This is a genomic window from Streptomyces sp. enrichment culture (assembly GCF_964272855.1).
GTDB lineage: Bacteria > Actinomycetota > Actinomycetes > Streptomycetales > Streptomycetaceae > Streptomyces.
The window spans coordinates 6,908,342-6,932,124 of the sequence record NZ_OZ186847.1 but is presented as its reverse complement, the minus strand read 5'-3'; the positions used below and the strand labels follow the sequence as shown (position 1 = coordinate 6,932,124).

The following is a 23,783-nucleotide window of genomic DNA, read 5'->3' as shown; positions in this document are numbered from 1 at the left end:
CGCCACGTTGCGCGTCCTCCCGGTTGTTGCCGTACCACACACACCCCAAAAAGGGCGCGTTTTCGGGACATTGACCGACGGGGTGCCGGACGTCCTGGTGCGGTGCAGCGATCGGCCAGCCTACCGCGCGCGGTACGACAACCGGATCACGGGGCGCGATCCGGGAGAACCCCGCTGAGCAGGAACGCGACGCTCCGCTCCTTCTCCGTCCAGTGGCGGGTGTCGAGTTCCACGGACTGCAGCAGGGCGCACTGGACCCGGTAGCCGTGCTCGGTCAGATCGCGGCCGACGAGTTCGGCCGCGTCGCGGGTGCCGGCGTGGGTGACGATGCGCTGCGGGCGGCGGTCGGCGACCGCGGAGACCACGGCCGCTCCCCCGCCGCCGATCCGGACGACGTCCGGTTCGGGCAGGTTCTCCAGGACGTGCGGGGCGACGCCCTGGACGACCTGGAGCTGGACGCCGAAGCGGCGGGCGGCGGCCTGGGCGCGGGCGCAGGCGGCGGGGTCCCGGTCGACGGCGATGACGGCGGCGCCGGCCCGGGCGGCCTCGACGGCGAAGGCGCCGGAGGCCGAGCCGATGTCCCACACGAGGTCGCCCACGCGGGGGCCGAGGCGGGCGAGTTGGGCGGCGCGCAGCGGTTCGGTCTCGCCTTCGCCGAGTTCGGCGTCGTAGGCCTCGGCGGGCAGGGTCCAGCCGCGCGGGCCGGCGGCCGGGTCGCGGCCGGCGATCCAGCCGCCGCCCTCGGTCGCGGCGACGGGTCCGCCGATGACGATGACGACGTTCGGGTCGCGCCAGGTGTGGTCGGCGGCGTTGTCTGAGGTGACGACGGTGACCTGCTCGCGGTCGGTGCCCAGTTCCTCGCAGATGACGAAGGTGCGGTGAACTCCGTCCAGGAGGAGTCCGAGTTCGGCGGGGCCGGCGCCGGGGGCGGTGAGAACCGCCACCTTAGTGTGGGCCCGGCATACATTCACCGCGCGTCGCAGGGTGCGAGGGTGTGCGACGACCACGTGTGCGTCGTCCCAGGGCATTCCGGCGCGGGCGAAGGCGGCGGCGACCGAGGAGACGGCGGGCACGACTTCGACCTCCAGGCCGAACTCGGGTGCGCGCAGGGTCCGTACGACGCCGAAGAAGCCGGGGTCGCCGTCGGCGAGCACCACGGCCGTGCCGCGGTGGGCGGCGATGCGGCGGGCGGCGAGGGCGACGCTGCCGAGGCGGATGCGTTCGGCGGCGGGGGGCACCTCGGGCAGGGCGAGGTGGTGGGCGGCACCGGCCACCAGCGTGGCGGCGCCGAGGGCGGCGCGTGCCGCGGCGGTCAGCGGAGAGCCGTCCCAGCCGATCACCGTGACCCGGTCGGCCATCGTCGTCACTCTCCTGTTGGTTCGCGCGGGTCGTCGGGGCAGGCCCCGTGAGCGTACCCGGTGGGGCCGCGGGCGGGGCGGGCGACCTCGCCGGTGGATTCAGTTCCAGTCCGGGTAGGACGTGAAACCTCCGGTGTCCGCCAGCTCCTCGGCGACACCGGCCAGGTCCTCCGGCAGCAGGCTCCAGACGATGACATCGGTGCGTACGTCGCTCCACGCCCCGCTCCGGGTGCGGGCCCGGGCTATCCAGGCGCCGCGCAGGACGCCCTCGCTGATACAGCCGATCTTCTGCGCGACCTGCTGGGAGGCGGTGTTGTCGGCGGCGGTGCGCAGTTCCAGCCGTTCGAACTTCTGGTCGTTGAAGAGCCACTGGGCGGTGGCCAGGGCGGCCTCGGAGGCGTAGCCCTCGCCGCGGGCCCAGGGGGCGATGACGTAGGCGAGTTCGCTGGCGCGGACCCGCCAGTCGGTGTTGCGCAGGTGGACGGTGCCGACCAGACGCTGGGTCAGGAACTCGGTGACGGCGAGGACGACGCCGCGGCCCTCGGTGCGTTCGGCGGGGGCGAGTTCGGTGATCCAGGCGCGGGCGTCGGCCTCGGTGTAGGGGTGCGGTACGGAGGTCCAGGCGACGACGAGTTCGTCGTTCATCATCTCGGCGAAGGCCTCGACGTCCGGCTCCTCGAAGGGGCGCAGGACCAACCGCTCCGTGCTGATGGAGATGTTGGGGAAGGTGCTCGTCATGGCGCCGCTCCGTAACCTGTGAAACCGTCAGGGCCTGCTGAACTGCCCAGCATGCAGCATGAAAGCACCGAACCGCACAACGGGGTCCACTCCGCCTGGAGGGGACCCCGTCGTGCGGTGTGCCGGGTCAGCCGGAGGTGACCGGGAGGACCGAGCCCTGGTACTCGTCCTCGATGAACTTCGCCACCTCGGGCGAGGTGAGGAGGTCGGCGAGCCTGCGCACCCGCGGATCGTCCTCGTTGCCGCGCTTGACGGCGAGGATGTTGGCGTAGGGGTTGTCCTTCGCCGACTCCAGGAGGATGGCGTCCTCGGTGGGGCTGAGGCCCGCATCCTGGGCGTAGTTGTTGTTGATGACCGCGGCGGCCACGTCGTCGAGCGAGCGGGGCAGCTGGGCGGGCTCCAGCTCCTTGAACGTGAGGTTCCTGGGGTTGGCGGTGATGTCCGCGGGGGACGCGTCCGTGCCGGCGTCCTCGCTGAGCGTGATCACGCCCTTGGAGGCGAGCAGCTTCAGGGCGCGGCCCTCGTTGGTGGTGTCGCTGGGCACGGCGACGGTGGCTCCGTCGGCGAGCTTCGTGACGTCGTCGGTCTTCTTGGAGTAGACGCCCATGGGCGGCAGGTAGGCGTCGACGACGGGGACCAGATCGGTGCCCTTGGCCTGGTTGAAGTCGTCCAGGTAGGGCTCGTTCTGGTAGAGGTTCGCGTCGAGCGCGCCCTCCTGGAGGGCGGTGTTCGGCACGACGTAGTCGGTGAACTCCCGGATCTCCAGTTCCAGGCCGGCGTCCTCGGCGAGGTTTTCCTCGATGTACGTCAGGATCTCGCCGGCCGGGACGGCGGTGGCGCCGACGACGAGGGTGTCGTCGGCGCCACCGCCGGAGCCGGAGCCGCAGGCCGCCGGACCGAGGGTGAGGGTCAGGGCGGTGGTCGCGAGGAGTGCGGTGCGGCGGGTGCGCAAGGCCGTCAGAAGGCCGCGACGACGGCGCCGTCGTACTCGTCGTCGATGAACTTCTTCACCTCGGGCGAGGTGAGGAGCTTGGCGAGCTTCCGGACGCGCGGGTCGTCCTCGTCGCCCTTCTTGACGGCGAGGAAGTTGCCGTACGGGTTGTCCTTGGGGGACTCGGCGGCGATGGCGTCCTTCGCCGGGCTGAGGTCGGCCTCCAGGGCGTAGTTGCCGTTGATCACCGCGGCGTCGACGTCACCGAGGGAGCGCGGCAGCTGGGCCGCCTCCAGCTCCTTGAACTCGAGGTTCTTCGGGTTGGACTCGATGTCCTTCGGGGTCGCCTCGTAGCCGACACCGGCCTTGAGCTTGATGACGCCGTTGGCCTCCAGCAGCTTCAGCGCGCGGGCCTCGTTGGTCGTGTCGTTCGGGACCGCGACCGTGGCGCCCTTCTCCAGGTCGGCGAGCTTCTTGACGCCCTGGGAGTAGACGCCGAGCGGCTCCAGGTGGACCGTCGCGCCGGGGACGGCGACGATGTCGGTGCCGTTCTTCTTGTTGAAGTCGTCGAGGTAGGGCTGGTGCTGGAAGTAGTTGGCGTCCACCTCGCCCTGATCGACGGCCGTGTTCGGCGTGACGTAGTCGGTGAACTCCTTGACCTCGAGCTCGAGGCCCTGCTTCTCCGCGAGGTTGTCCTTGATGTAGTTCAGGATCTCGGCCTGCGGGGTGGCGGTGGCGGCGACGGTGAGCGGTCCGCTCGCGTCGGAGCCGGAGTCCTTGTCGGAGCCGCAGGCGGTGAGCCCGAAGGTCAGTGCTCCGGCGGCGAGGACGGCGGTGGTGATCTTGGCGGTGTTACGCACGAAAAGTGCCTTTCCTTATGGGTGGTGCGGCCCCGTCGTGGGTGGACGGGGAGTTTCGGGGAGCGGCCGCTTACGCGACCTTGTCGATGTCGGCCGCCGCCGGCTCCTTCGCCTTGAGCAGGCGGAGCGTGGGGGCCGGGCCGGAGCGGGCGCCGCGGCGGTGCAGGGAGCGGGCCGCGTGGTCGCCGGCGAACTGGATGACGGAGATGACCACGGCGAGGATCGCGACGGTGATCCACATCAGGCCGGTCTCGAAGCGCTGGAAGCCGTAGCGGACCGCGAGGTCGCCGAGGCCGCCGCCGCCGACGGTGCCGGCCATGGCGGAGTAGCCGATGAGCGCGATGACCGTGGTCGTGGTGCTGGCGATGAGGGAGGGCAGGGCCTCGGGGACCAGGACCTTGCGGACGATGGTCCAGGTGTTGCCGCCCATCGACTGGACGGCCTCGACGAGCCCGTGGTCCACCTCGCGCACGGCCGTCTCGACGAGCCGGGCGAAGAACGGGATGCCGCCGATGGCGAGCGGCACGATCGCGGCCTCGCTGCCGATGGTGGTGCCGGTGACCCAGCGGGTGAAGTTCATCAGGGCGACCATCAGGATGATGAACGGCATCGAGCGGCCGATGTTCACGATCTGCCCGATGACCTTGTTCAGCACCGTGCTCTGCAGCAGTCCGCCCTTGTCGGTGAGGACCAGCAGGACGCCGATGGGCAGGCCGGCGACGACCGCGATCAGCGTGGACCAGCCGACCATGATCAGCGTCTCGGTACAGGCCTGCTCCAGCAGGGGCTGCATCTCGGACCAGGTCACTTGGCACCTTCCTTCACCAGTACGGGCTCCTGGCCGACGATGTCGATCTCCAGGCCCTGCTCGCGCAGGAAGCCGATCGGTACGACGTTGTCCTCGTAGCGGCCGGGCAGCTCGATGCGCATCCGGCCGACCTGGAGCCCGCCGACGGTGTCGATGGCGGCGCCGAGGATGGAGATGTCGATGTTGTAGGTGCGGGCCAGCTGGGAGATGACCGGCTGGGTGGCGGCGTCGCCGTGGAAGGTGACGTCGAGGACGGTGCGGTCGTCGCCGGAGGCCTCGCCGCCCACCGGGAACAGCGCGGAGGCCAGCTCGGAGCCGGGGGTGGCGAGCAGTTCGCTGACGGTGCCGGACTCGACGATGCGGCCGTGCTCCATCAGGGCGGCGGAGTCGCAGATGCTCTTGACGACGTCCATCTCGTGGGTGATGAGCAGGACGGTCAGGCCGAGCTGCCGGTTGAGGTCGCGCAGCAGCGTCAGGATCGAGCGGGTGGTCTCGGGGTCGAGGGCGCTGGTGGCCTCGTCGGAGAGCAGCACCTTGGGGTCGCCGGCCAGGGCGCGGGCGATGCCGACGCGCTGCTTCTGGCCGCCGGAGAGCTGGGCGGGGTAGGCCTTGGCCTTGTCGGCGAGACCGACGAGGTCGAGGAGTTCCAGCGCCTTGCGGGAACGTTCCTTCCCCGACTTGCCCAGGATTTCCAGCGGCAGCTCGACGTTGTCCTGCACGGTCCGGGAGGACAGCAGGTTGAAGTGCTGGAAGACCATGCCGATCCGGCTGCGGGCCTGCCGCAGCTCCCTGCCGGCGCGCGGGCCGCGGCCGGCGAGCGCGGTGAGGTCCTGGCCGGCGACGGTGACCGTGCCGGAGGTGGGGCGCTCCAGGAGGTTGACGCAGCGGATGAGCGAGGACTTGCCGGCACCGGACTGGCCGATGACGCCGTACACCTCGCCTTCGCGAACGTGCAGATCGACGCCGTCGAGGGCGGTGACCTCGCGGCCGCGTGAGCGGTAGACCTTGGTCAGGCCCGATGTGGTGATCACTGGGGTTTCCGTCACTGTCGAGTGCGCGGGCGTGGGTGTGCCCGGGCACGGGTGCATTCGGTCGGGAACGCGGCACGGTTCTCGCGGTGCGCGGGGACCGGGGGAGAACTTGTGCGCTGGGCGGCTCGGTGCCGTAGGGCGGGCGCTACGGCGGACATGAGCGGGCTCTCGCTTCGGGGCGCGAGGCTCAGGTGGTGCAGGGGCCCTCTAGAAGGCGCACATTCGACACAGACACATACAACGAGCACCGGGCGTCATGGTCGCCTCGGTCGCAAGATTGCGGCTGCTCATCGTGGTCATGCGATCAGTAAAGCAGACGTACGGTCCTGACCGGTCACCGCCGTCCGCATAGTGGACAGCGGTGGACCGTCACGGACGTACGTCAGTCCCGTACGGCGATCTCCACACCCCCGTCGGTGACCAGTACCGACAGGGCCGACAGGTCCCGCACCACCAGGTCGGCGTCGAGCTCGTGGGCCTGGTGGGTTGTGGCCAATGCCACGGTGGTCATCCCGGCGGCGCGGCCCGCGGCGAGACCGGCGGGTGCGTCCTCGAAGACGACGCAGGCGGCCGGGTCGACGCCCAGCGAGCGGGCGCCGAGCAGGTAGGGCTCGGGGTCGGGCTTGCCGCGGGTGATGTCGTCGGCGGCGATCAGGGTCTTGGGCAGGATGCCGACGGCGTGCAGGCGGGCCTCGGCGAGCCGCCGGGTGGCGGAGGTGACGACGGCCCAGCGGTCGGCGGGCAGCGCGGCCAGGAAGTCCTCGGTGCCGGGCAGCAGCCGGACGCCGCCGCCTGGGACGTCCTCCACCTCGAACCGCTCGATCCGCGCGACGGCCTCCGGCACTACCTCGGCGGGCAGCAGGTCCGCGGCTATCTCCGCGGCCGGGCGCCCGTGCAGCTCCACCTGCCCGAACCGCTCCGCCGTGATGCCGTACTCCGCGGCCCACCGGGTCCAGCAGCGGTGCACGGATTCCAGGGAGGAGACGAGGGTCCCGTCGTTGTCGAACAGGAGGGCTTGTGCGCGGATCTTCATGCCCCCGACCCTACGGGGCCGCCGGAACGAGCTGTTCCGGGCCGTGGCCGCGGATGGCCGGGGGCGCGCACGGGGTGTCCGTTGCGTCGTAATAGGGTCGCTGCATGCTTGATGCCCTGACGCTGGTGACCGGGGTCGCCGCGCTGCTGCTCGCCGCGTGGTGCGGCTGGGCGGCGTACCGTGACCAGCCGACCAAGGACTGGCACTTCACCGGGATGGCCGTGGTCACCCTGTTGACCCTGATCCAGCTGGTCGTCGGCATCGTGCAGCTGGCGCGGGGCGAGGAGCCGGACCAGGGGACGACGATCTTCGTGTCGTATCTGCTGGGCGCGTTCGCGTGCGTGCCGGCCGCCGGCTTCATGTCGCTGGCCGAGCGCACCAAGTGGGGTTCGGTGACGGTCGCCGCGGGCGGCGTGGTCCTCGCCGTGCTGGAGGTGCGGCTCTATGACATCTGGGGAGGCTGAGGTGACCGCGGTCGAGGAGAGGCAGCGGCAGCGCCTGACCAGCGGGCCCGGAACGCTGCTCGTCTGGCTGTACGGCGTGATGGTCGTCGGCGCGGTCTCGCGCTCCGCGTATCAGATCGCCACCGAGTTCGACCGGGCGCCGCTCGCCTACTCCCTGTCGGCGGTGGCCGGTGTGGTGTACGGCTTCATCACGTACACGCTGTTCCGGGGCGGGGAGACGGCCCGCAGGGCGGCGCGGCTGTGCTGCGCCGCCGAGCTGGTGGGCGTGCTGGTCGTGGGCACCTGGACGCTGGTCGAGCCGTCGGCGTTCCCCGATGCGACCGTGTGGTCGGACTTCGGGATGGGTTATCTGTTCATCCCGGTGCTCCTGCCGGTGTCCGCGCTGTTCTGGTTGCGGAAATCGCGGAGCGGGCAGCCGGGTTGACGGCTCGTCGGCGGGTGCGGGCCTTCCGTGGTTTCTCGCGCGGTTCCCCGCGCCCCTGAGGGCGTTCCCCTCACGCCGTCTGCACGTACGTGCCCGCCCGCTTCTCCAGGATGATCATCGGGACGCCGTCCGAGCCCTGGGCCGTGCCCACGGCCTCGTAGCCGACCTTGCGGTAGAGGCGGAGGTTGCCTTCGCTGCGGTGGCCGGTGTGGAGGCGGAACTTCTTGGCGCCGCGCTGGTCGGCGAGGGCGGACTCGGCGGCGTTCAGGAGGCGGGCGCCGATGCCGTGGCCCTGGAGGCGGGGGTGGACGCAGAGCTTGCCGATGGCGGCGGCGCCGTCCTCGGTGACGGTGCCGCGCACGGAGCCGACCACCTCGTCGCCGAGCCGGGCGACGAACACGCAGTCGTCGGCGACCTCCCGGCGGAGCGAGTCGAGGGTCTGGACGAGCGGGTCGATGCGGTAGTTGCCGTACAGCGCGGCCTCGCTCTGGAAGCACAGGTACTGCAGCTTGAAGATCTGCTCGGCGTCCTGGTCCGTCGCCTCGGAGATGACCACGCTCATGCCCATGTGTGCACGCCTCCCGCTCACCTGTTGCCTGTCGTCCCACACTCCTATCCCCGTGCTCCCCGGGCCGCAACCTCCGTTGTGAGCAATCGCCGTAGACATCCCAGACATCTGGAACGTTCCGGTCCGAGACTGCCCTGTGAGATACCCAACTCCCCCGCGATCTCCCGGTATGTCAGGTCCTGCGGGGACAGCAGCGCTTCGAGCAGCGTCGGGCAGCGGCCCGGCAGCCGGCGGACCATGTCACGCAGGGCGCGGCGACGCGCGGCGGCGAGGGCCAGTTGCTCGGGGGTGCCGCCGCCGTCGTCGGCCGGCTCGTTCGCGTACGGCCGTTCGCGACGGGTCGTACGACGGGAGCGGCGCGCCTCGGAGCGGACGGCGCGGCGCAGCCAGCGCTCGGGGTCGTGGGGCGGGCCGTCGGTGCCGAGGCGCTCCAGGAGGCGGAGCCAGACCGCCTGTTCGAGGTCCGCGGGCTCGGTGCCGGGGTGTGCCTCGGCGACGGCCTCGGCGGCGAGCAGCGGCCGCAGCGCGGTGAGGAGGTCGTGCGTCATATGCGGCACGACGCGGCCGCCCGGGCGGTGGGTTGCCCGGGCGGCCGGGAGTCACCCCGAACGGGGTGCGGGGTTCAGCCGTTGACGAACTCCGCGCGGGCCAGCAGGCCGGTGTCCGGGTGGTCGGTGAAGACACCGTCGATGCCCGTCGCGAAGTACGCCCGGTACGCGCCGAAGACGTCGCCGTAGCCGTCGGCGTCCGTGCCCTTGCGGAAGTCCGCCGGGAGGAACGGGTTCTCGTTGCGCAGGGTGTAGGGGTGCAGGATCAGGCCCACCTTGTGGGCGTCGGCGACCAGCGTGGTCGGCTCGGTGAGGTTGCCGGCCGCGTCCTTCGGGACGACCAGGTCGAGGGTGGGGCCGATGCCCTGGGCGTAGGAGGCGATCTCGCGCAGGCCGGCCGGCTTGACCAGGTCGGCGACGGTGCGCGGGTCACCGGTCTCGACGAAGTCCCAGGGGCGGCTGTTCGCGCCGGACAGCAGGACCACCAGCGGGTTGTCGACCAGCTTGTTCAGGCGCTGGATGCTGGTCGGCTCGAAGGACTGGAGGATGACCGGGGAGTTCCACTTGTGCCTGCCGTGCTTGCGCAGCACCTTGGCGACCCGCTCCTCCAGGCCGAGGCCCAGCTTGCGGAAGTAGGTGGGGTGCTTCAGCTCGGGGTAGATCCAGACCTGCTTGCCGCGCCGCCGGGTCTGCTCCTCCTGCCAGCGCAGCACCTCCTCGAAGGTGGGGATCTCCCAGCGGCCGTCGTAGAGGGTGTTGTGCGGGCGGTTGGCGGGGATCCGCTCCTTGGCCCGCAGGGTCTTCAGCTCGGCGAGCGTGAAGTCCTCGGTGAACCAGCCGGTGGTGCGCACGCCGTCGAGGGTCTTGGTGGTCTTGCGGTCGGCGAACTCGGGGTGGTCGGCGACGTCCGTGGTGCCGCCGATCTCCGGCTCGTGGCGGCAGACCAGGTGGCCGTCCTTGGTGGGCACCAGGTCGCCGGCCTCGACGATGTCGGCGCCCATGTCCAGGGCGAGCTGGTAGGCGGCGAGGGTGTGCTCGGGGCGGTAGCCGCTGGCGCCCCGGTGTCCGATGATCGTCGGCACGGGCAGGCTCTTCACGCCGCGGCCCTCCTTGCTCGCGTCGGCTCTCGCCGTGCCGCCCAGCCCGAGGACCGCTCCGCTCGCGCCGAGCACGGCCGCGCCGAGGAGCGCCCGTCGTCCGGTGCTGTGGGCGTGTTCGTTCGTCTCCTGCGTTCCCATCGGCGCCTCCCTCAATCGGCTCGGCCGTCGTTCGGCCGCGGTGCGCGCCGATCGTAGGGGCGCGGACATGACGGAGGGGAGGCCTCGGGTCGAACACATGGATGACGATGGATGGCGTAGTGGAGGCGCAAAATAACGGGCCGTCGGCTTGCCGGGCCGGGCGCGGGCCACCCGTCGGCAAGGGCCCGGCACGCGCCGCGCCCGGGGTACCGGGCGAGGTGCGTCACATCGTGGCCTGCGTGTCACGCGCCGTCCACGGCGCGATGGCGCAGGTTAACCCGCGTCAACAGTGAGTAAGACGTCGGTGAACCCGATGTGCGCCACGCCGGGAACCGCGAGTATCGTCCTCACCTGCACAGACACATACCGCTTCACTCACCGACATCTTCGACACCGGAGGGCTCGTTGTCCCGCTTCGCACTCATCAAGGCAGTGCTCGGCCCGGTCATGCGCCTGATGTTCCGCCCTCGGGTGGAGGGCGTGGAGCACATCCCGGGCGACGGGCCGGTCATCCTCGCGGGCAACCACCTGACCTTCATCGACTCGATGATCCTGCCGCTGGTCTGCGACCGTCAGGTCTTCTTCATCGGCAAGGACGAGTACGTCACCGGCAAGGGCCTCAAGGGCCGGCTGATGGCCTGGTTCTTCACCGGCGTCGGCATGATCCCGGTCGACCGGGACGGCGGCCGGGGCGGCGTGGCCGCGCTGATGACGGGCCGGCGGATCCTCGAGGAGGGCAAGGTCTTCGGCATCTACCCGGAGGGCACGCGGTCGCCCGACGGACGGCTGTACCGGGGCCGCACCGGCATCGCGCGGCTGACGCTGATGACGGGTGCGCCGGTGGTGCCGTTCGCGATGATCGGCACGGACAAGATCCAGCCGGGCGGGGCGGGGCTGCCGCGGCCGCACCAGGTGACGGTCCGGTTCGGCGAGGCGATGGAGTTCTCGCGGTACGAGGGGATGGACCGGGACCGGTACGTGCTGCGGGCGGTGACGGACTCCGTGATGACCGAGGTGATGCGGCTGTCCGGGCAGGAGTACGTGGACGTGTACGCCACGAAGGCGAAGGCCGCCTAGAAAGTACCCGGTACCCGGCGCGGCGGCCAGATTCCGTCCGCCTGCCGGTGGAATCTGCATCCGACACCTCGTCTGCCCGGACCGGTTCCCGCGTATATGAACACAGAACATGTCTTATCTAGGCATGCACACACCTTCGCGGCGTACCCTCCTCCGTGCCCCGATCGCCGGTGCCGGCGCGGGACTCCTGGCGGCCTGCACCGACTCCGGCCCCGAGCCCCGTTCCGGCCCAGAACACACCGGTCACCAGGGTGACTTCGTCCCGCCGGGGCCCTCGGGGTACATCAACCCGTCGGATCCGGAAGTCGAGGCCGCCGAGCGGGAACGCGGCTCGGGCCCCGTCCGCACGCTGCGGCTCACCGCCGCCGAGACCCTGCTGGACCTGGGCGGGCGCACCGTCCGGACCTGGGCCTACGACGACGCGGTGCCGGGCCCGCTGGTGCGCGCCACAGCGGGGGGCATCCTCAGCCTGACACTCGCCAACCGGCTGCCCGCCCCGACCACGCTGCACTCGCACGGGCTGCGTCTGCGCTGCGACATGGACGGCACTCCGGGCCTGACCCAGCCGGAGATCGAGCCCGGAGCCGACTTCCTCTACCGCTTCGCCGTCCCCCACCCGGGCACCTACCTGCTCCACTCCCACGTCGGGATGCAGCCCGACCGCGCCCTGTACACCCCCTTCATCATCGACGACCCGAAGGAGCCGCTCGCCTACGACGAGGAGTGGATCGTCGTCCTGGACGACTGGCTCGACGGTGTGGAGGGCTCCACCCCCGACGGGGTGCTCGAACAGCTCAAGCCCGGGGCGAGTGGATCCATGCACTCGGGCGGCATGGGCATGGGCATGGGGTCCGAGCGCGGCACGCCCGAGCACGCGCACGGCTCGCCGTCGGCCGGAAAGTCGTCGGGGCCCTCCCGGGTGCTGATGAACTCCTACAGCCGCCTCCTCGACGGGGAGAGCGGCAACGTCGCCCACCCCCACTTCCTGGTCAACGGGCGGCTGCCCACCCGGCCCTCGGTGTTCCGCTGCCGTCCCGGCGACCGCGTCCGGCTGCGCATCATCAACGCCGGTTCCGACACCGCCTTCCGGGTCGCACTGGAAGGTCACAGCATGACCGTCACGCACACCGACGGCTATCCGGTGGAGCACCGGGACACGGACGCCCTGCTCGTCGGCATGGCCGAGCGGTACGACGTGCTCGTCACCGCGAAGGACGGCGTCTTCGCCCTCGTCGGACTCGCCGAGGGCAAGAAGGGCCGGGCCCTCGCCGTCCTGCGCACCGACAAGGGACGGCGGAATCCCCCGCCGGACGTCCACCTCGACGAGCTCGACAGGCGGATCGTCCCGGCGCGGCGGCTGAGGCCGCACGAGTCGGTGGCCCTGTCCGACCGGGAACCCGACCGCGAGATGCGCATCCGGGTCACCGGCGGAATGGAGAAGTACAACTGGGGCTTCGACCACAAGCCGTACGACGTGCGGCACCGTTACCCGATCCGCTCCGGGGAACGGGTACGGCTCACCCTGATCAACGCCACCGACATGTGGCACCCCCTGCATCTGCACGGCCACACCTTCGCGATCACCGGCTTCGGCGCGGCGGGCGCGCGCAAGGACACCTCGGTGGTGCTGCCGCACCGCAAACTGGTCATCGACTTCGACGCCGACAATCCGGGGTTGTGGATGCTGCACTGCCACAACCAGTACCACTCGGAGAGCGGCATGATGACGATTCTCGGTTACAAGAGGTGACACCCGGGCGGGGGCGCCGGGGCACGGCCCCGCGCCCCCCTGGCGGTCAGTGCCCGTGGCCGGAGCTCTCCAGGCGCTGTCCCTTCAGCAGGAACCAGGCCGCCGCAGCCGTCGCCAGCAGGACCGCCGCGCCCACACCCGCCGCGAGGGCGAGGCCGTCGACGAAGGACGCGCGGGCCGCGTCCAGCAGTGCCCCCGCCGTGTCCGCCGGCAGGCCGTGGGCCGCTTCCACCGCGCCGCCCAGCGACTCGTGGGCGCCCTCGGGGGTGCCCGCCGGGGACGGGAAGCCCCGGTAGACGCCGGTGACGATGGAGCCGAGCACGGCGATACCGAGGGCGGCGCCGAGTTCGTACGCCGTCTCCGAGACCGCGGAGGCGGAGCCCGCCTGCTCCTTGGGCACGGAGGCGAGGATGACGTCGGCGGTCACGGTGAAGGAGAACCCGGCGCCCACGCCGACGACCAGCAGGGCGGCGCCGAGCTGCGGGTAGCCGGTGGACTGGTCGAGGAAGGTCAGCGAGGCCAGGGCCAGGCCGACCGCGGCGAGACCGCCGGCGACGACCGACCGCACCGAGAAGCGCCGGGCCGCCGCGCCGGCGACCAGACCGGCCGTCACCGCGCCGATCGCGGCGGGCAGTTCGGCCAGCCCCGCCTCGAACGGCCGCCTGCCCTGCACCAGCTGCAGGTACTGGGAGAGGAAGAACACCAGGCCGGACATGCCGAGGATGGTCAGCAGGTCGGCCAGGACGGCCGCGCCGAAGCCGCGCTTGCGGAACAGCCGCATGTCCAGCAGCGGGACGGGCAGCGTCAGCTGACGGCGTACGAAGCCGTACAGGGCGGCGGCGCCGAGGGCACCGGCGGCGAGGGTCGCCCAGGTGAAGCCGTGGGTGGCGGCCTCCTTCACCGCGTACACCACGCCGATCATCCCGACGAGCGAGAGCAGCACGCTGGGCAGGTCCCACGGGCCCGGGTCCGGGTTGCGGGACTCCGGCAGCAGCTTGCTGCCGACGAGCACCAGCACCGCCATCACGGGCAGGTTGATCAGGAAGACCGAGCCCCACCAGAAGTGCTCCAGCAGGAAGCCGCCCGCGATCGGGCCGACCGCGGTACCGGCGGAGGCGGTGGCGCCCCAGATGCCGATGGCGAGGCTGCGCTCGCGCGCGTCGTGGAAGATGTTGCGGATCAGGGCGAGGGTGGCCGGCATCAGGGTCGCGCCGGCGACACCGAGCAGCGCCCGCGCGAGGATCATCATCTCGGGGCTGGTCGCGTAGGCGTTGAGCACGGACACCGCGCCGAAGGCGGTGGCGCCGATCAGCAGGATGCGCTTGCGTCCGATGCGGTCGCCGAGGCTGCCCATGCTGACGAGGAGACCGGCGATGACGAACGAGTAGACGTCACCGATCCACAGCAGCTGGGTGCCGGTCGGTGCCAGGTCCTCACTGATGTACGGGGTCGCGAGGCCGAGGACGGTCGCGTCGACGGCCACCAGCAGCACGGCGAGCACGAGGACGGACAGCGCGAGCCAGCGGCCCGGACGCTTCACCGCCTCCGTGGGGGTCACCGGCTGCAGGGTGCTGGTCATGGTTCCTCTCTCCGTAGTGCGCCGCCGAGCAGCAGCTCGGCGATCATGAACTGGAAGTCGTTGCGGGCGACCTTGCCGTCCAGTACCGACCAGGCGCCGGCGGCGAGCAGGCCGTACAGCGCCTCGGTGAGCCAGGTCGGCGAGAGGTCGATACGGAACTCGCCGCTGTCCTGGCCGCGCCGGAACAGGGTCGAGACGCGGGTGTCGATGCGGGCCCAGCCCGCGTTCTGCTCCTCGCCCTCGAACAGCTGGTTCTCGCTGTAGAGGAAGGCGAGCAGGCCGGCGGCGGGCTCGATCTCGCGGATCAGCCGGCGTACGGCCTCGCCCGCCGGGCCCTCGTCCAGCCGGGCCCGGTCCAGCGCGGCCTCGCACTCGGCGATGCCCAGCGCCTCCAGCGCCCGGACGAGCGCGTCGCGCCCGGCGAACTGCCGGTGCAGCGTGGCCCGGCTGATCCCGGCGGCCTTGGCGACCTCGTCCATGGTCGCGGTGGATTTACGGGTCAGCAGGGCGGCGGCGCTGCGCAGTACGTGGTCACGATCGACGGCCATGAGACAACCATAGACCAAGTGAGACATCTTTGTCTCAGACAAGGCGTGTGTGACTCATTGCCGCTGGTCGGCGGGGGTGTCTCAGTGCCAGGGCAGCTGTCCGCGCCGCTCCCAGTAGGCGCGCGGGTCCTCCGCCAGGGCCGCGAGGCGGGTGAGCCGGTCCTCGTCCAGGTCGACGACGGGGGCGTGCAGGTTGGAGGCGAGCTGGACGACGGTGGCCGCGCCGGACAGGACCACGCCCGCCCACGGCTGCCGCAGGACCAGGGCCAGGGCGACGGCGTCACAGCCGAGACCGGTCTCCTCCGCCACGGCCTTCAGCGCGTCCGGGGCGTGCGGCTCGGCCAGCCGGCCATTGGCCATGCCCTCCTTGACGATCACCGTCAGACCGGCGTCGTGCGCCTCGGCGAGGGCGGGGGCGGCCGAGGTCTCCAGCGCGTTGTACGTGGACTGGACGGTCCGGAACAGCGGCTCGCCGTCCACGGTCACGGCGAGCGCGGCGCGGATCGCGTCGGCCTGGGCGGGGCCGCTGGTGGAGAAGCCGACGGTGACGCCCTGCGCGGCGGCCTCGGCGAGCCGGGCGTGCAGGTCCTTGTCGGTCAGGGCGGGGCTGTCCGGGGTGACCGAGTGGATCTGGTAGAGGTCGAGCCGGTCGCCGAGCAGGGCGGCGCTCTCGGCGCGCTGCCGCTCGTACGCCTCGACACTGTGGTCCTTGACCTCGTGCCGCTCGGCGTCGGTGGTCCAGTCGGCGGTGTAGGTGTAGCCCCACTTGCTGCCGATGACGATGTCGTCGATTTCCGGGTGCGCGGCCAGCCAGCCCGCCAGGAACTCCTCGGAGCGGCCGTAGGAGCGGGCGGCGTCGAAGTAGCGGACACCCTGGGCGTAGGCGGCGTCGAGGAGTTCGTGGGTGCGCTCACGCAGCGCGTCGACGCTGCGGTCGTCGCCGAGGTCGCGGTCCCGTCCGAGGTTGATGTACCCGGGGCGGCCGACGGCGGCGAGACCCAGGCCGATGTGGCAGGTGGGCGTCGTGGCGGTCGCGAGACGGGCGAAGGGCATCGCGGGCTCCGTTTCGGTCGGCTCCGGTACGGCTGTACGGCTCGACGACCAACGTAACCCGCGATGCCCTCACGTCACTTCTTGGCGTTCGCCCAGCCGTGCTGGGCGGCCACGTCCGCCTTCACCTCGGCCAGCTGCACGGCGACCGCGCTGGGCGCCGTACCGCCGCGGCCGTTGCGGGAGGCGAGGGCGCCGGGCACGTTGAGGACGGACCGCACCTCGGGCGTCAGATGCTCGGAGATCTTCGCGAACTGCTCGTCCGTGAGGCCGTCCAGCTCCTTGCCCTCGGACTCGGCGACCTTCACACACTCGCCGGCCACCTCGTGCGCGACCCGGAACGGCACGCCCTGCCTGACCAGCCACTCGGCGATGTCGGTGGCCAGCGAGAAGCCGGCCGGGGCCAGCTCCTCCATGCGCTCGCGGTGCACGGTGAGGGTGGCCATCATGCCGGTGAAGGCGGGCAGCAGGATCTCCAGCTGGTCGATGGAGTCGAAGACCGGCTCCTTGTCCTCCTGGAGGTCGCGGTTGTACGCCAGGGGGAGGGCCTTCAGCGTCGCCATCAGGCCGGTCAGGTTGCCGATGAGGCGGCCCGACTTGCCGCGCGCCAGCTCCGCGATGTCCGGGTTCTTCTTCTGCGGCATGATCGACGAGCCGGTGGAGAAGGCGTCGTGCAGGGTCACGAAGGAGAACTCCTTCGTGTTCCAGATGATGACCTCCTCGGCGATCCGGGAGAGGTTCACCCCGATCATCGCGGTGATGAAGGCGAACTCGGCGACGAAGTCGCGGGAGGCCGTGCCGTCGATGGAGTTGGCGGCGCTGCCGTGCTCGAAGCCGAGGTCGCGGGCGACCGCCTCGGGGTCGAGGCCGAGGCTGCTGCCCGCGAGGGCGCCCGAGCCGTACGGCGAGACCGCCGTGCGCTCGTCCCACTGGCGCAGCCGCTCGGCGTCCCGGGACAGGGCCTGGACGTGGGCGAGGACGTGGTGGGCGAAGAGCACGGGCTGGGCGTGCTGGAGGTGGGTGCGGCCCGGCATCGCCACGTCGGGGTGGGCCTCGGCGAGGCCGATCAGGGCGTCCTGGAGCTCGGCGATCAGGCCGCCGATGGTGCGGGCGTGGTCGCGCAGGTACATCCGGAAGAGGGTCGCGACCTGGTCGTTGCGGGACCGGCCGGCGCGCAGCTTGCCGCCGAGGTCGGGGCCGAGGCGCTCCAGCAGGCCGCGCTCCAGGGCGGTGTGCACGTCCTCGTCGGCGATCGTGCCCACGAAGGAGCCGTCGGCGACGTCGGCTTCGAGCTGGTCGAGCCCGGCGATCATCCGCTGGAGCTCGTCCTCGGTGAGGAGGCCCGCCTGGTGCAGCACGCGCGCGTGGGCGCGCGAACCGGCGATGTCGTACGGCGCGAGCCGCCAGTCGAAGTGGACGGACGCGGACAGTTTCGCCAGGGCCTCGGCGGGCCCGTCGGCGAAACGGCCGCCCCAGAGCCGTACGTCACCGCTGTTGCTGCTCACTCGCGCTGCTCCTAGCCTCGCACTGCCTTCCCGGTCATGCATGAGTATGCAGAACACTGCATGATTCGTCAATTTCGGGGGGCGTTGAACGGGGGAAATCGCTTTCTCGTACTGCTCACCGAACTTGTCAGTACCTCTCCGCAGCTCCCCGACCCGAGTGAGGCATCCGCATGTCCAGGGCACTTCCCAAGTACGACAAGCGCCGCGTGGCGATCGTCGGCGGCGCCGCCGCCGTGGTGCTGTCCGGCGCGCTGATCGCAGGCTCCGCCCTGGCAGGCGAGTCGTCCGGCAGCGACGCCGGCCCCCGCACCCTGGCCGCCCCGGGCAGGATCAGCTGCCCGGACGTGGCATCCCGGCTCCCCGCGATCCCCGCCTCCGCCAAGGCCGAAGTCGACCGCAACCTCACCCTCCTCCAGACCCAGATCGCCGAAGCCAACAAGCGCCTCACCGACACCGCCGGCCAAGGCGGACCCAACTTCGTCCAGAACGCCATCCTCGGCCCCCTCCAAGGCAAACGAACCGCCGCCATCGACCGCATCGCCATCTCCATCGGCCGCACCACCACCAAGCCGCAAGGCCTGGAAGCGCTCGCGGCCTGCACGCTCGGCGGCGCGGGAACCGGCACCGGCACGGCGGCACCGAGCCCGGCGGCACCGCGCCCCGTGGCGACACAGCCGGCCCGCGCGGGCAGGATCAGCTGCCCGGACGTGGCGTCGAAGCTCCCCGCGATCCCCGCCTCCGCCAAGGCCGAAGTCGACCGCAACCTCACCCTCCTCCAGACCCAGATCGCCGAAGCCAACAAGCGCCTCACCGACACCGCCGGCCAAGGCGGACCCAACTTCGTCCAGAACGCCGTCCTCGGCCCCCTCCAAGGCAAACGAACCGCCGCCATCGACCGCATCGCCATCTCCATCGGCCGCACCACCACCAAGCCGCAAGGCCTGGAAGCGCTCGCGGCCTGCACGCTCCGGTAGGAGGGAGGTGGCCGCCCCGTGGAAGCGCCGGCCGGGGCGGCCGCCAGCCGGCAACCGCCGCAATTCGTCGGACAAATGAGCGACGTGCATCAATAATCGTTAGACATGGGAAAGACTTACGAACGCATCGACGGCAGACTCCGGACGTTCATCGAGGAACAGCCCGTCTTCTTCACCGCGACCGCCCCGCTCGCGGGCGACGGCACTGTCAACCTCTCCCCCAAGGGCCTCAAGGGCTCCTTCGTGGTGCTCGACGAGCACACCGTGGCCTACCTGGACTTCGCGGGCTCCAACGCGGAGACCATCGCCCATCTGCGGGAGAACGGCAGGATCACGCTGATGTGGTGTGCCTTCCAGGGCCCGCCGAACATCGTCCGCGTGCACGGCCGCGGGGAGCCGGTGTTCCGGGACGACCCGCGCTTCCCGGACCTCCTCGCCCGCTTCCCCGCCATCGACACGACCTCCCACGGCCTGCGCGCGATCATCGTCGTGACGGCCGAACTCGTCCGTGACACCTGCGGATACGCGGTGCCCTTCATGTCGTACGACGAGGACCGCGACCTGCACGGCAAGCGGTTCGCCCGCGAGGACGACGCCTCGCTGAGCGCCTACTTCGCAAAGAAGGAGCATGTGGCGAGCAGCATCGACGGACTGCCGGGGCTGCCGTTGCCGCTGCCGTCCCTCGTCCGGGACACCCCCTAGGGGGTGTCTCGTCGATCAGGCCGGATCAGGGAGCGGCGTCTGGTGCCGTGCATCGCAAGGCGGAGGAGGGAGCCGATGCGATGGGGGTCCCCCCTGCTCGAGCGGAGCCGAGAGCTTGGGGGAATCGGGGACCGACGACAACGCGGCGAGGCACGGTGCCAGGCGCCGCGAGCCCGGCATGATCGGCGAGACGCCCCCTAGCCCCCGAACGGCGCAACCGCGCTGGCGCCGCGCCCGGGCGCCGCTAGCGTCGGAGGCATGCGCCCCGCCGTCGCCGCCGTCTCCCTGTTCGCCTGCGTGTGCCTCACCGCCTTCGCCCCGTCCGGCGAGGAGGTGCTGCCCGACCGGATGGCCGACACCGGGGGCGGCCGTCAGCTGATCACCGCGGTGGCGCCGGAGGCCGGTGCGACGCGCGGCACGGTGGCGTGGTGGGAGCGGCGGAACGGACGGTGGGTGGAGGAGGGTTCGGCGGCGGCCCGGTTCGGCGCGAACGGGCTCGTCGAGGGTGCCGCGCGCCGGCAGGGCACGAACACGACGCCGACCGGGCTGTACGACCTGCCGTACGCCTTCGGCATCGAGCCGGCACCGCGCGGGACCACCTACCGCTACCGCCCGGTCCGGGAGGACTCCTGGTGGTGCCAGGACAACGGCTCCCGCGCCTACAACCGATGGACCGAGCCACGTCCGGCCGACTGCCGCGCCGCCGAGGCCGAGCACCTGGTCTCCTACACGACGCAGTACGCGCACGCCCTCGTCATCGGCTTCAACTACGCCGAGCCCGTGCGGGGCCGCGGCGCCGGCATCTTCCTCCATGTCGACGGGCGGGGCGCCACGGCCGGGTGTGTGTCCGTGCCGGCGGGCGCGATGCGGCGGATCCTGGCCTGGGCGGAGCCCGGCAAACGGCCGCACATCGCCATCGGGACGGAGAGCGGGCGGACGGCCGTCACCCGCTACTGAACGCCCGGCGAACGCCCTCGCCGCTCGCTGAACACCGGCCGCCTCCCCCACGTATCTCTGGGCCAAGGGACTACGAGACACCGTTGCCCCCGTCCCCGGAGGAACCGTGACCACCACGCTCGCAGGCGGCCGTGCCGCCCGGCGCCAGACGATGCGCCGCATCCGCCCGCGCCGCTCCCCCGCCGTGCCGCTGCTGCTGGCCCTGTGGGCGGGGGCGGGCGGGGTGCTGTGGCTGTGGTGGCACACCACTCCCTCGATCGCGGACGACACCGGGCGGATCCTCGGCGCGGGCCGGATCACCGGTCTGCTCGCGGGCTATCTGATGGCCCTGGTGGTCCTCCAGATGGCGCGGGTGCCCGCGCTGGAGCGGCGAGTGGGTTCCGACCGGGTGGCCCGCTGGCACGCGATGACCGGCCGCTACACGCTCTGCCTGGTGATCGCGCACGTCTTCCTCATCATGTGGGGGTACGCGCTGCAGGCCGGGCGGAGCCTCGGTGACATCGTCCAGCAGACCGTCGACTCGGTGAACCAGCTGCCGGACATGGGCAAGGCCGCGATCGGCACCGGTCTGCTGCTGCTGATCGGGCTGGTCTCGATCGGCGGCGTCCGCCGCAGGATCCCGTACGACGCCTGGTACCACGTGCACCTTCTGACGTACGCGGCGGTGTACCTGACGTTCTGGCACCAGATCAGCACCGGCAACGACTTCGCCGTCGAGCCGGTCGCGAAGACCTTCTGGTACGGGCTGTACGGGACGGTCACCGCGCTCGTCGTCTGGTACCGGGTCATCACCCCGGTGCGCCTCAACCTGAAGCACCGGATGCGGGTCGAGGCCGTGATCGAGGAGACGCCCGGGATCGTGTCGGTGCTGATCGGCGGGCGGAAGCTGCACCGGATGGGCGCGGAGGCCGGGCAGTTCTTCCGGTGGCGGTTCATGGCGCCGGGCATGCGGTTCAGTTCGCACCCGTACTCGCTGTCGGCGGCGCCCCGCCCCGGCGTGCTGCGCATCACCGTGAAGGCGATCGGCGACCACAGCGCCCGGCTGCGCGAGCTGGCCCCCGGCACCCGGGTGTGGGCCGAGGGCCCGTACGGGGCGCTGACCGCGCAGCGCCGCAGCCGCGGCAAGGTGCTGCTGGTGGCGGGAGGCGTCGGCATCACCCCGATGCGGGCCCTGTTCGAGACGCTGCCGGGCGCGGCCGGCGACATCACTCTGCTCTACCGGGCCAACAGCACCCAGGACCTGGCCCTGTGGGACGAGCTGGCCGCCATCGCCGACGAACGGGGGGCGCGGCTGATGTACGCGGTCAACAGCCCCGACGGGGAGCGCCCGGACATCTCGGCGGAGCGGCTGCAGGAGAAGGTGCCCGACATCGACAAGCACGACGTCTTCCTGTGCGGGCCGCCCGGCTTCGCGCAGTCCGTGTACGAGGCGCTGCGCGGCGCGGGAGTGCCCGCCCGCCGCATCCACCACGAGTCGTTCGAGATGTGAGCGACGGTAATTCCAGCGATTTCAGGAGCTGTTGGGACCGATGAGGAAGAGTCACCCGATCCGGCGTGCCCTGCTCGCCACCGCCGCCACGGTGTCCGGCATCGTGTTGCTGCTGTCGCTGAAACCGGCGTCCGACCCGGCCTCCGCCTCGGCGGTGGGCGGCGCGGCCCCGCAGCAGACGGCGGCGGGCCAGTCACCTCAGGGCGGCGCCCGGGGCGCGGGCACCACCACGCTCACCGGCGAGGCGGTCCAGACCCAGTACGGTCCGGTCCAGGTCCGTCTGACGGTGGCCGACGGCCGCGTCACCGGGGCCGACGCCGTCCAGGCGCCCAGTGGCGGCCGCAGCGGCCAGATCACCGCCGACGCCGTACCCCGCCTCAACCAGGCCGCCGTCGCCGCCGGCACCGCCGACATCGACGCCGTGTCCGGAGCCACCTACACCAGCGCCGGATACAAGGAGTCACTCCAGTCCGCCCTGGACCAGATGGGAAGCGCGAGCCCCGAGGCCGAAGCCGAGGCCGAGCCCGGGACCGAGGCCCGTACGGTCACGGGCGCCGTCGCGCAGACCCAGTACGGCCCCGTCCAGGTCCGTGTCACCGTGACGGGCGGCCGTGTCACCGGGGCCGACGCCGTCCAGGCGCCCAGTGGCGGCCGCAGCGGCCAGATCACCGCCGACGCCGTACCCCGCCTCAACCAGGCCGCCGTCGCCGCCGGCACCGCCGACATCGACGCCGTGTCCGGAGCCACCTACACCAGCGCCGGGTACAAGCAGTCCCTGCAGTCGGCCCTGGACCAGATCGGTGGGTGAGGCCGCAGAAGCTCCCGTCGCGGTACGTCGGGTGGAGGAGACGATGGGGACCGTCTTCTCCTTCGACGTCCGCGGCGGGGATCCCCGTGCCGTGCGGGCTGCGCTCGACGAGGCGGTCGACGGGCTGCACCGGGCCGACGCGGTGTTCAGCACCTACCGCGAGGACAGCCAGCTGTCCCGGCTGTCACGCGGCGAGCTGACCGTCGAGGAGTGCGACCCGGAGGTCGCCGAGGTGCTGGCGCTGGGCGCCGAGGCGGAGCGGATGACCGACGGCTGGTTCAGCACCACGTACCAGGGCCGCCTCGACCCGACCGGCATCGTCAAGGGCTGGGCCGTCGAGCGTGCGGCGCGGGTGCTGGCGCTGGCCGGCGCGAGCGGGGTGAGCGTCAACGGGGGCGGCGACGTGCAGTTGCTGGGCGCTCCCGGGGCCGAGCGGCCGTGGCGGGTCGGGGTCGCAGACCCGCTGCGTCCGGGCGGCCTGGCGGCGGTGGTCTCGGCGTCCGGCACCACGGAACTGGCCGTCGCCACCTCCGGCACCGCCGAACGCGGCGCCCACATCGTCGACCCCCGCACACGCAGGTCGGCGGTCACCGACCTGCTCGCGGTGACCGTGGTGGCCCCCCACCTGACCTGGGCGGACGCCTGGGCGACGGCTGCTTTCGCGATGGGCGCGAGGGAGGGCCTGGCGTGGCTGGAGAGCCTGCCGGAGGTGGAGGCCCTGCTGATCACGGCGGGGGACGAGGTGAGGTGCACCAGGGGCCTGGCGGGTCGGCTGGGGTGAGGCAGGCTCCCTCAGTGCCCGTTCTGAGCCAGCCGGAGCAGGTGGTCCGCCAGTGCCTGCCCGCCGTCCGGCTGCCGGGAGATCAGCAGCAGCGTGTCGTCACCGGCGATCGTCCCCAGGATGTCGTGCAGCTCCGCCTGGTCGATGGCCGAGGCGAGGAACTGCGCCGCCCCCGGGGGCGTCCGCAGGACCACGAGGTTCGCGGAGGCCTCCGCGGAGATCAGCAGCTCCTGCGAGAGCCGCCGCATCCGCTCCTCCTTCGCCGACTCGCCCAGCGGCGCCCGGGGGGTGCGGAAACCCCCCTCGCTCGGCACCGCGTAGATGAGTTCGCCGTCGGTGTTGCGGATCTTCACCGCGTTCAGCTCGTCCAGGTCCCGGGAGAGCGTCGCCTGGGTGACGGTCAGCCCGTCGTCGGCGAGCAGCTTCGCCAACTGGCTCTGGGAGCGCACCGGTTGCCGGTTGAGGATGTCCACGATCCGGCGGTGGCGGGCGGTGCGCGTCTGCGGCACGGCGGGTCCGTTGGCCCCCGGCTGCTCGTGATCCTGCGCCTGGCTCATCGTCG

The 23,783-nt window shown here is 71.7% G+C and carries 25 protein-coding genes; 10 read left to right on the top strand and 15 right to left on the bottom strand.

Going from position 1 to position 23,783, the window contains the following annotated elements; translation table 11 throughout:
* Nucleotides 1–146 precede the first annotated feature (146 nt).
* The 7 genes from cbiE to ACSU6L_RS30715 form a co-directional block, all read right to left on the bottom strand.
* Nucleotides 147–1,358: a precorrin-6y C5,15-methyltransferase (decarboxylating) subunit CbiE gene (gene cbiE, locus ACSU6L_RS30745; RefSeq protein ID WP_437062055.1), complete on the bottom strand. Its 1,212-nt coding sequence runs from the start codon at nt 1,356–1,358 to the stop codon at nt 147–149.
* Between the two features lie 99 nt (nt 1,359–1,457).
* Nucleotides 1,458–2,096 carry a GNAT family N-acetyltransferase gene (locus ACSU6L_RS30740; protein WP_437062053.1) on the bottom strand — a complete coding sequence of 213 codons (639 nt, stop codon included), beginning with the start codon at nt 2,094–2,096 and terminating at the stop codon, nt 1,458–1,460.
* 127 nt (nt 2,097–2,223) lie between these two features.
* Complete coding sequence (locus tag ACSU6L_RS30735; RefSeq protein ID WP_437062051.1) at nt 2,224–3,048, bottom strand: MetQ/NlpA family ABC transporter substrate-binding protein; 825 nt, start codon at nt 3,046–3,048, stop codon at nt 2,224–2,226.
* Between the two features lie 5 nt (nt 3,049–3,053).
* Nucleotides 3,054–3,887, bottom strand: coding sequence for a MetQ/NlpA family ABC transporter substrate-binding protein (locus ACSU6L_RS30730; RefSeq protein WP_437062049.1), 834 nt, complete (start codon nt 3,885–3,887; stop codon nt 3,054–3,056).
* 70 nt (nt 3,888–3,957) lie between these two features.
* A complete protein-coding gene (locus ACSU6L_RS30725) occupies nt 3,958–4,695 on the bottom strand; it encodes a methionine ABC transporter permease (RefSeq protein ID WP_437062047.1) in 738 nt (245 codons plus the stop codon).
* The gene (locus ACSU6L_RS30720) at nt 4,692–5,783 is read right to left on the bottom strand and encodes a methionine ABC transporter ATP-binding protein (protein WP_437062045.1); all 1,092 of its coding nucleotides are present in this window, start codon (nt 5,781–5,783) and stop codon (nt 4,692–4,694) included. The genes ACSU6L_RS30725 and ACSU6L_RS30720 overlap by 4 nt, the downstream gene beginning before the upstream one ends.
* 325 nt (nt 5,784–6,108) lie before the next feature.
* Complete coding sequence (locus tag ACSU6L_RS30715) at nt 6,109–6,759, bottom strand: HAD-IA family hydrolase (RefSeq protein WP_437062043.1); 651 nt, start codon at nt 6,757–6,759, stop codon at nt 6,109–6,111.
* A 104-nt stretch (nt 6,760–6,863) separates the two neighbouring features.
* Here ACSU6L_RS30715 and ACSU6L_RS30710 point away from each other — a divergent pair, with 104 nt between their 5' ends.
* Together ACSU6L_RS30710 and ACSU6L_RS30705 are read left to right on the top strand one after the other, a co-directional pair.
* A complete protein-coding gene (locus ACSU6L_RS30710; RefSeq protein ID WP_437062041.1) occupies nt 6,864–7,223 on the top strand; it encodes a hypothetical protein in 360 nt (119 codons plus the stop codon).
* The gene (locus tag ACSU6L_RS30705) at nt 7,204–7,647 is read left to right on the top strand and encodes a hypothetical protein (protein ID WP_437062039.1); all 444 of its coding nucleotides are present in this window, start codon (nt 7,204–7,206) and stop codon (nt 7,645–7,647) included. The genes ACSU6L_RS30710 and ACSU6L_RS30705 overlap by 20 nt, the downstream gene beginning before the upstream one ends.
* Nucleotides 7,648–7,717: 70 nt before the next feature.
* On the opposite strand, the gene ACSU6L_RS30700 is transcribed toward ACSU6L_RS30705, so the two are convergent.
* The 3 genes from ACSU6L_RS30700 to ACSU6L_RS30690 all read right to left on the bottom strand — a co-directional run bounded on the left by ACSU6L_RS30700 (nt 7,718) and on the right by ACSU6L_RS30690 (nt 10,001).
* A complete protein-coding gene (locus tag ACSU6L_RS30700; protein WP_073941985.1) occupies nt 7,718–8,215 on the bottom strand; it encodes a GNAT family N-acetyltransferase in 498 nt (165 codons plus the stop codon).
* A gap of 44 nt (nt 8,216–8,259) precedes the next feature.
* Nucleotides 8,260–8,763 carry an RNA polymerase sigma factor gene (locus ACSU6L_RS30695; protein WP_437062036.1) on the bottom strand — a complete coding sequence of 168 codons (504 nt, stop codon included), beginning with the start codon at nt 8,761–8,763 and terminating at the stop codon, nt 8,260–8,262.
* 74 nt (nt 8,764–8,837) lie between these two features.
* Nucleotides 8,838–10,001 carry a glycerophosphodiester phosphodiesterase gene (locus tag ACSU6L_RS30690; protein WP_437062034.1) on the bottom strand — a complete coding sequence of 388 codons (1,164 nt, stop codon included), beginning with the start codon at nt 9,999–10,001 and terminating at the stop codon, nt 8,838–8,840.
* Nucleotides 10,002–10,406: 405 nt separating this feature from the next.
* Here ACSU6L_RS30690 and ACSU6L_RS30685 point away from each other — a divergent pair, with 405 nt between their 5' ends.
* The gene (locus ACSU6L_RS30685) at nt 10,407–11,078 is read left to right on the top strand and encodes a lysophospholipid acyltransferase family protein (protein ID WP_073941988.1); all 672 of its coding nucleotides are present in this window, start codon (nt 10,407–10,409) and stop codon (nt 11,076–11,078) included.
* A gap of 124 nt (nt 11,079–11,202) precedes the next feature.
* Nucleotides 11,203–12,828 (top strand): multicopper oxidase family protein, encoded by a 1,626-nt coding sequence (locus ACSU6L_RS30680; RefSeq protein WP_437062032.1) that lies wholly within the window; start codon nt 11,203–11,205, stop codon nt 12,826–12,828.
* Between the two features lie 46 nt (nt 12,829–12,874).
* Here ACSU6L_RS30680 and ACSU6L_RS30675 read toward each other — a convergent pair whose 3' ends face one another.
* From ACSU6L_RS30675 to argH, 4 genes are all read right to left on the bottom strand, one after another.
* Complete coding sequence (locus tag ACSU6L_RS30675; protein WP_437062030.1) at nt 12,875–14,407, bottom strand: MFS transporter; 1,533 nt, start codon at nt 14,405–14,407, stop codon at nt 12,875–12,877.
* Entirely contained in the window at nt 14,404–14,955 is a 552-nt protein-coding gene (locus ACSU6L_RS30670; RefSeq protein WP_437062028.1) for a TetR/AcrR family transcriptional regulator, read from the bottom strand. Before ACSU6L_RS30670 ends, ACSU6L_RS30675 begins: the two co-directional genes overlap by 4 nt.
* A gap of 81 nt (nt 14,956–15,036) precedes the next feature.
* Nucleotides 15,037–16,008 (bottom strand): aldo/keto reductase, encoded by a 972-nt coding sequence (locus ACSU6L_RS30665; protein ID WP_437062026.1) that lies wholly within the window; start codon nt 16,006–16,008, stop codon nt 15,037–15,039.
* Between the two features lie 74 nt (nt 16,009–16,082).
* Complete coding sequence (gene argH, locus ACSU6L_RS30660; RefSeq protein ID WP_437062024.1) at nt 16,083–17,510, bottom strand: argininosuccinate lyase; 1,428 nt, start codon at nt 17,508–17,510, stop codon at nt 16,083–16,085.
* A 170-nt stretch (nt 17,511–17,680) separates the two neighbouring features.
* Between argH and ACSU6L_RS30655 the strand changes: the two genes are divergently transcribed.
* The 6 genes from ACSU6L_RS30655 (at nt 17,681) to ACSU6L_RS30630 (ending at nt 23,221) form a co-directional block, all read left to right on the top strand.
* Nucleotides 17,681–18,484, top strand: a complete 804-nt coding sequence (locus ACSU6L_RS30655) for a hypothetical protein (protein WP_437062022.1) — start codon at nt 17,681–17,683, stop codon at nt 18,482–18,484.
* A 105-nt stretch (nt 18,485–18,589) separates the two neighbouring features.
* A complete protein-coding gene (locus tag ACSU6L_RS30650) occupies nt 18,590–19,186 on the top strand; it encodes a pyridoxamine 5'-phosphate oxidase family protein (RefSeq protein ID WP_437062020.1) in 597 nt (198 codons plus the stop codon).
* A 258-nt stretch (nt 19,187–19,444) separates the two neighbouring features.
* Complete coding sequence (locus tag ACSU6L_RS30645; protein ID WP_437062018.1) at nt 19,445–20,143, top strand: L,D-transpeptidase family protein; 699 nt, start codon at nt 19,445–19,447, stop codon at nt 20,141–20,143.
* 106 nt (nt 20,144–20,249) lie between these two features.
* Entirely contained in the window at nt 20,250–21,632 is a 1,383-nt protein-coding gene (locus tag ACSU6L_RS30640) for a ferredoxin reductase family protein (protein ID WP_437062016.1), read from the top strand.
* Between the two features lie 40 nt (nt 21,633–21,672).
* Nucleotides 21,673–22,440 (top strand): FMN-binding protein, encoded by a 768-nt coding sequence (locus ACSU6L_RS30635; protein WP_437062014.1) that lies wholly within the window; start codon nt 21,673–21,675, stop codon nt 22,438–22,440.
* Between the two features lie 43 nt (nt 22,441–22,483).
* Nucleotides 22,484–23,221, top strand: coding sequence for an FAD:protein FMN transferase (locus ACSU6L_RS30630; RefSeq protein ID WP_437062012.1), 738 nt, complete (start codon nt 22,484–22,486; stop codon nt 23,219–23,221).
* A gap of 11 nt (nt 23,222–23,232) precedes the next feature.
* Here the strand turns inward: ACSU6L_RS30630 and ACSU6L_RS30625 are convergent, their stop codons facing one another.
* A complete protein-coding gene (locus tag ACSU6L_RS30625) occupies nt 23,233–23,778 on the bottom strand; it encodes an arginine repressor (protein WP_073942000.1) in 546 nt (181 codons plus the stop codon).
* Nucleotides 23,779–23,783 lie beyond the last annotated feature (5 nt).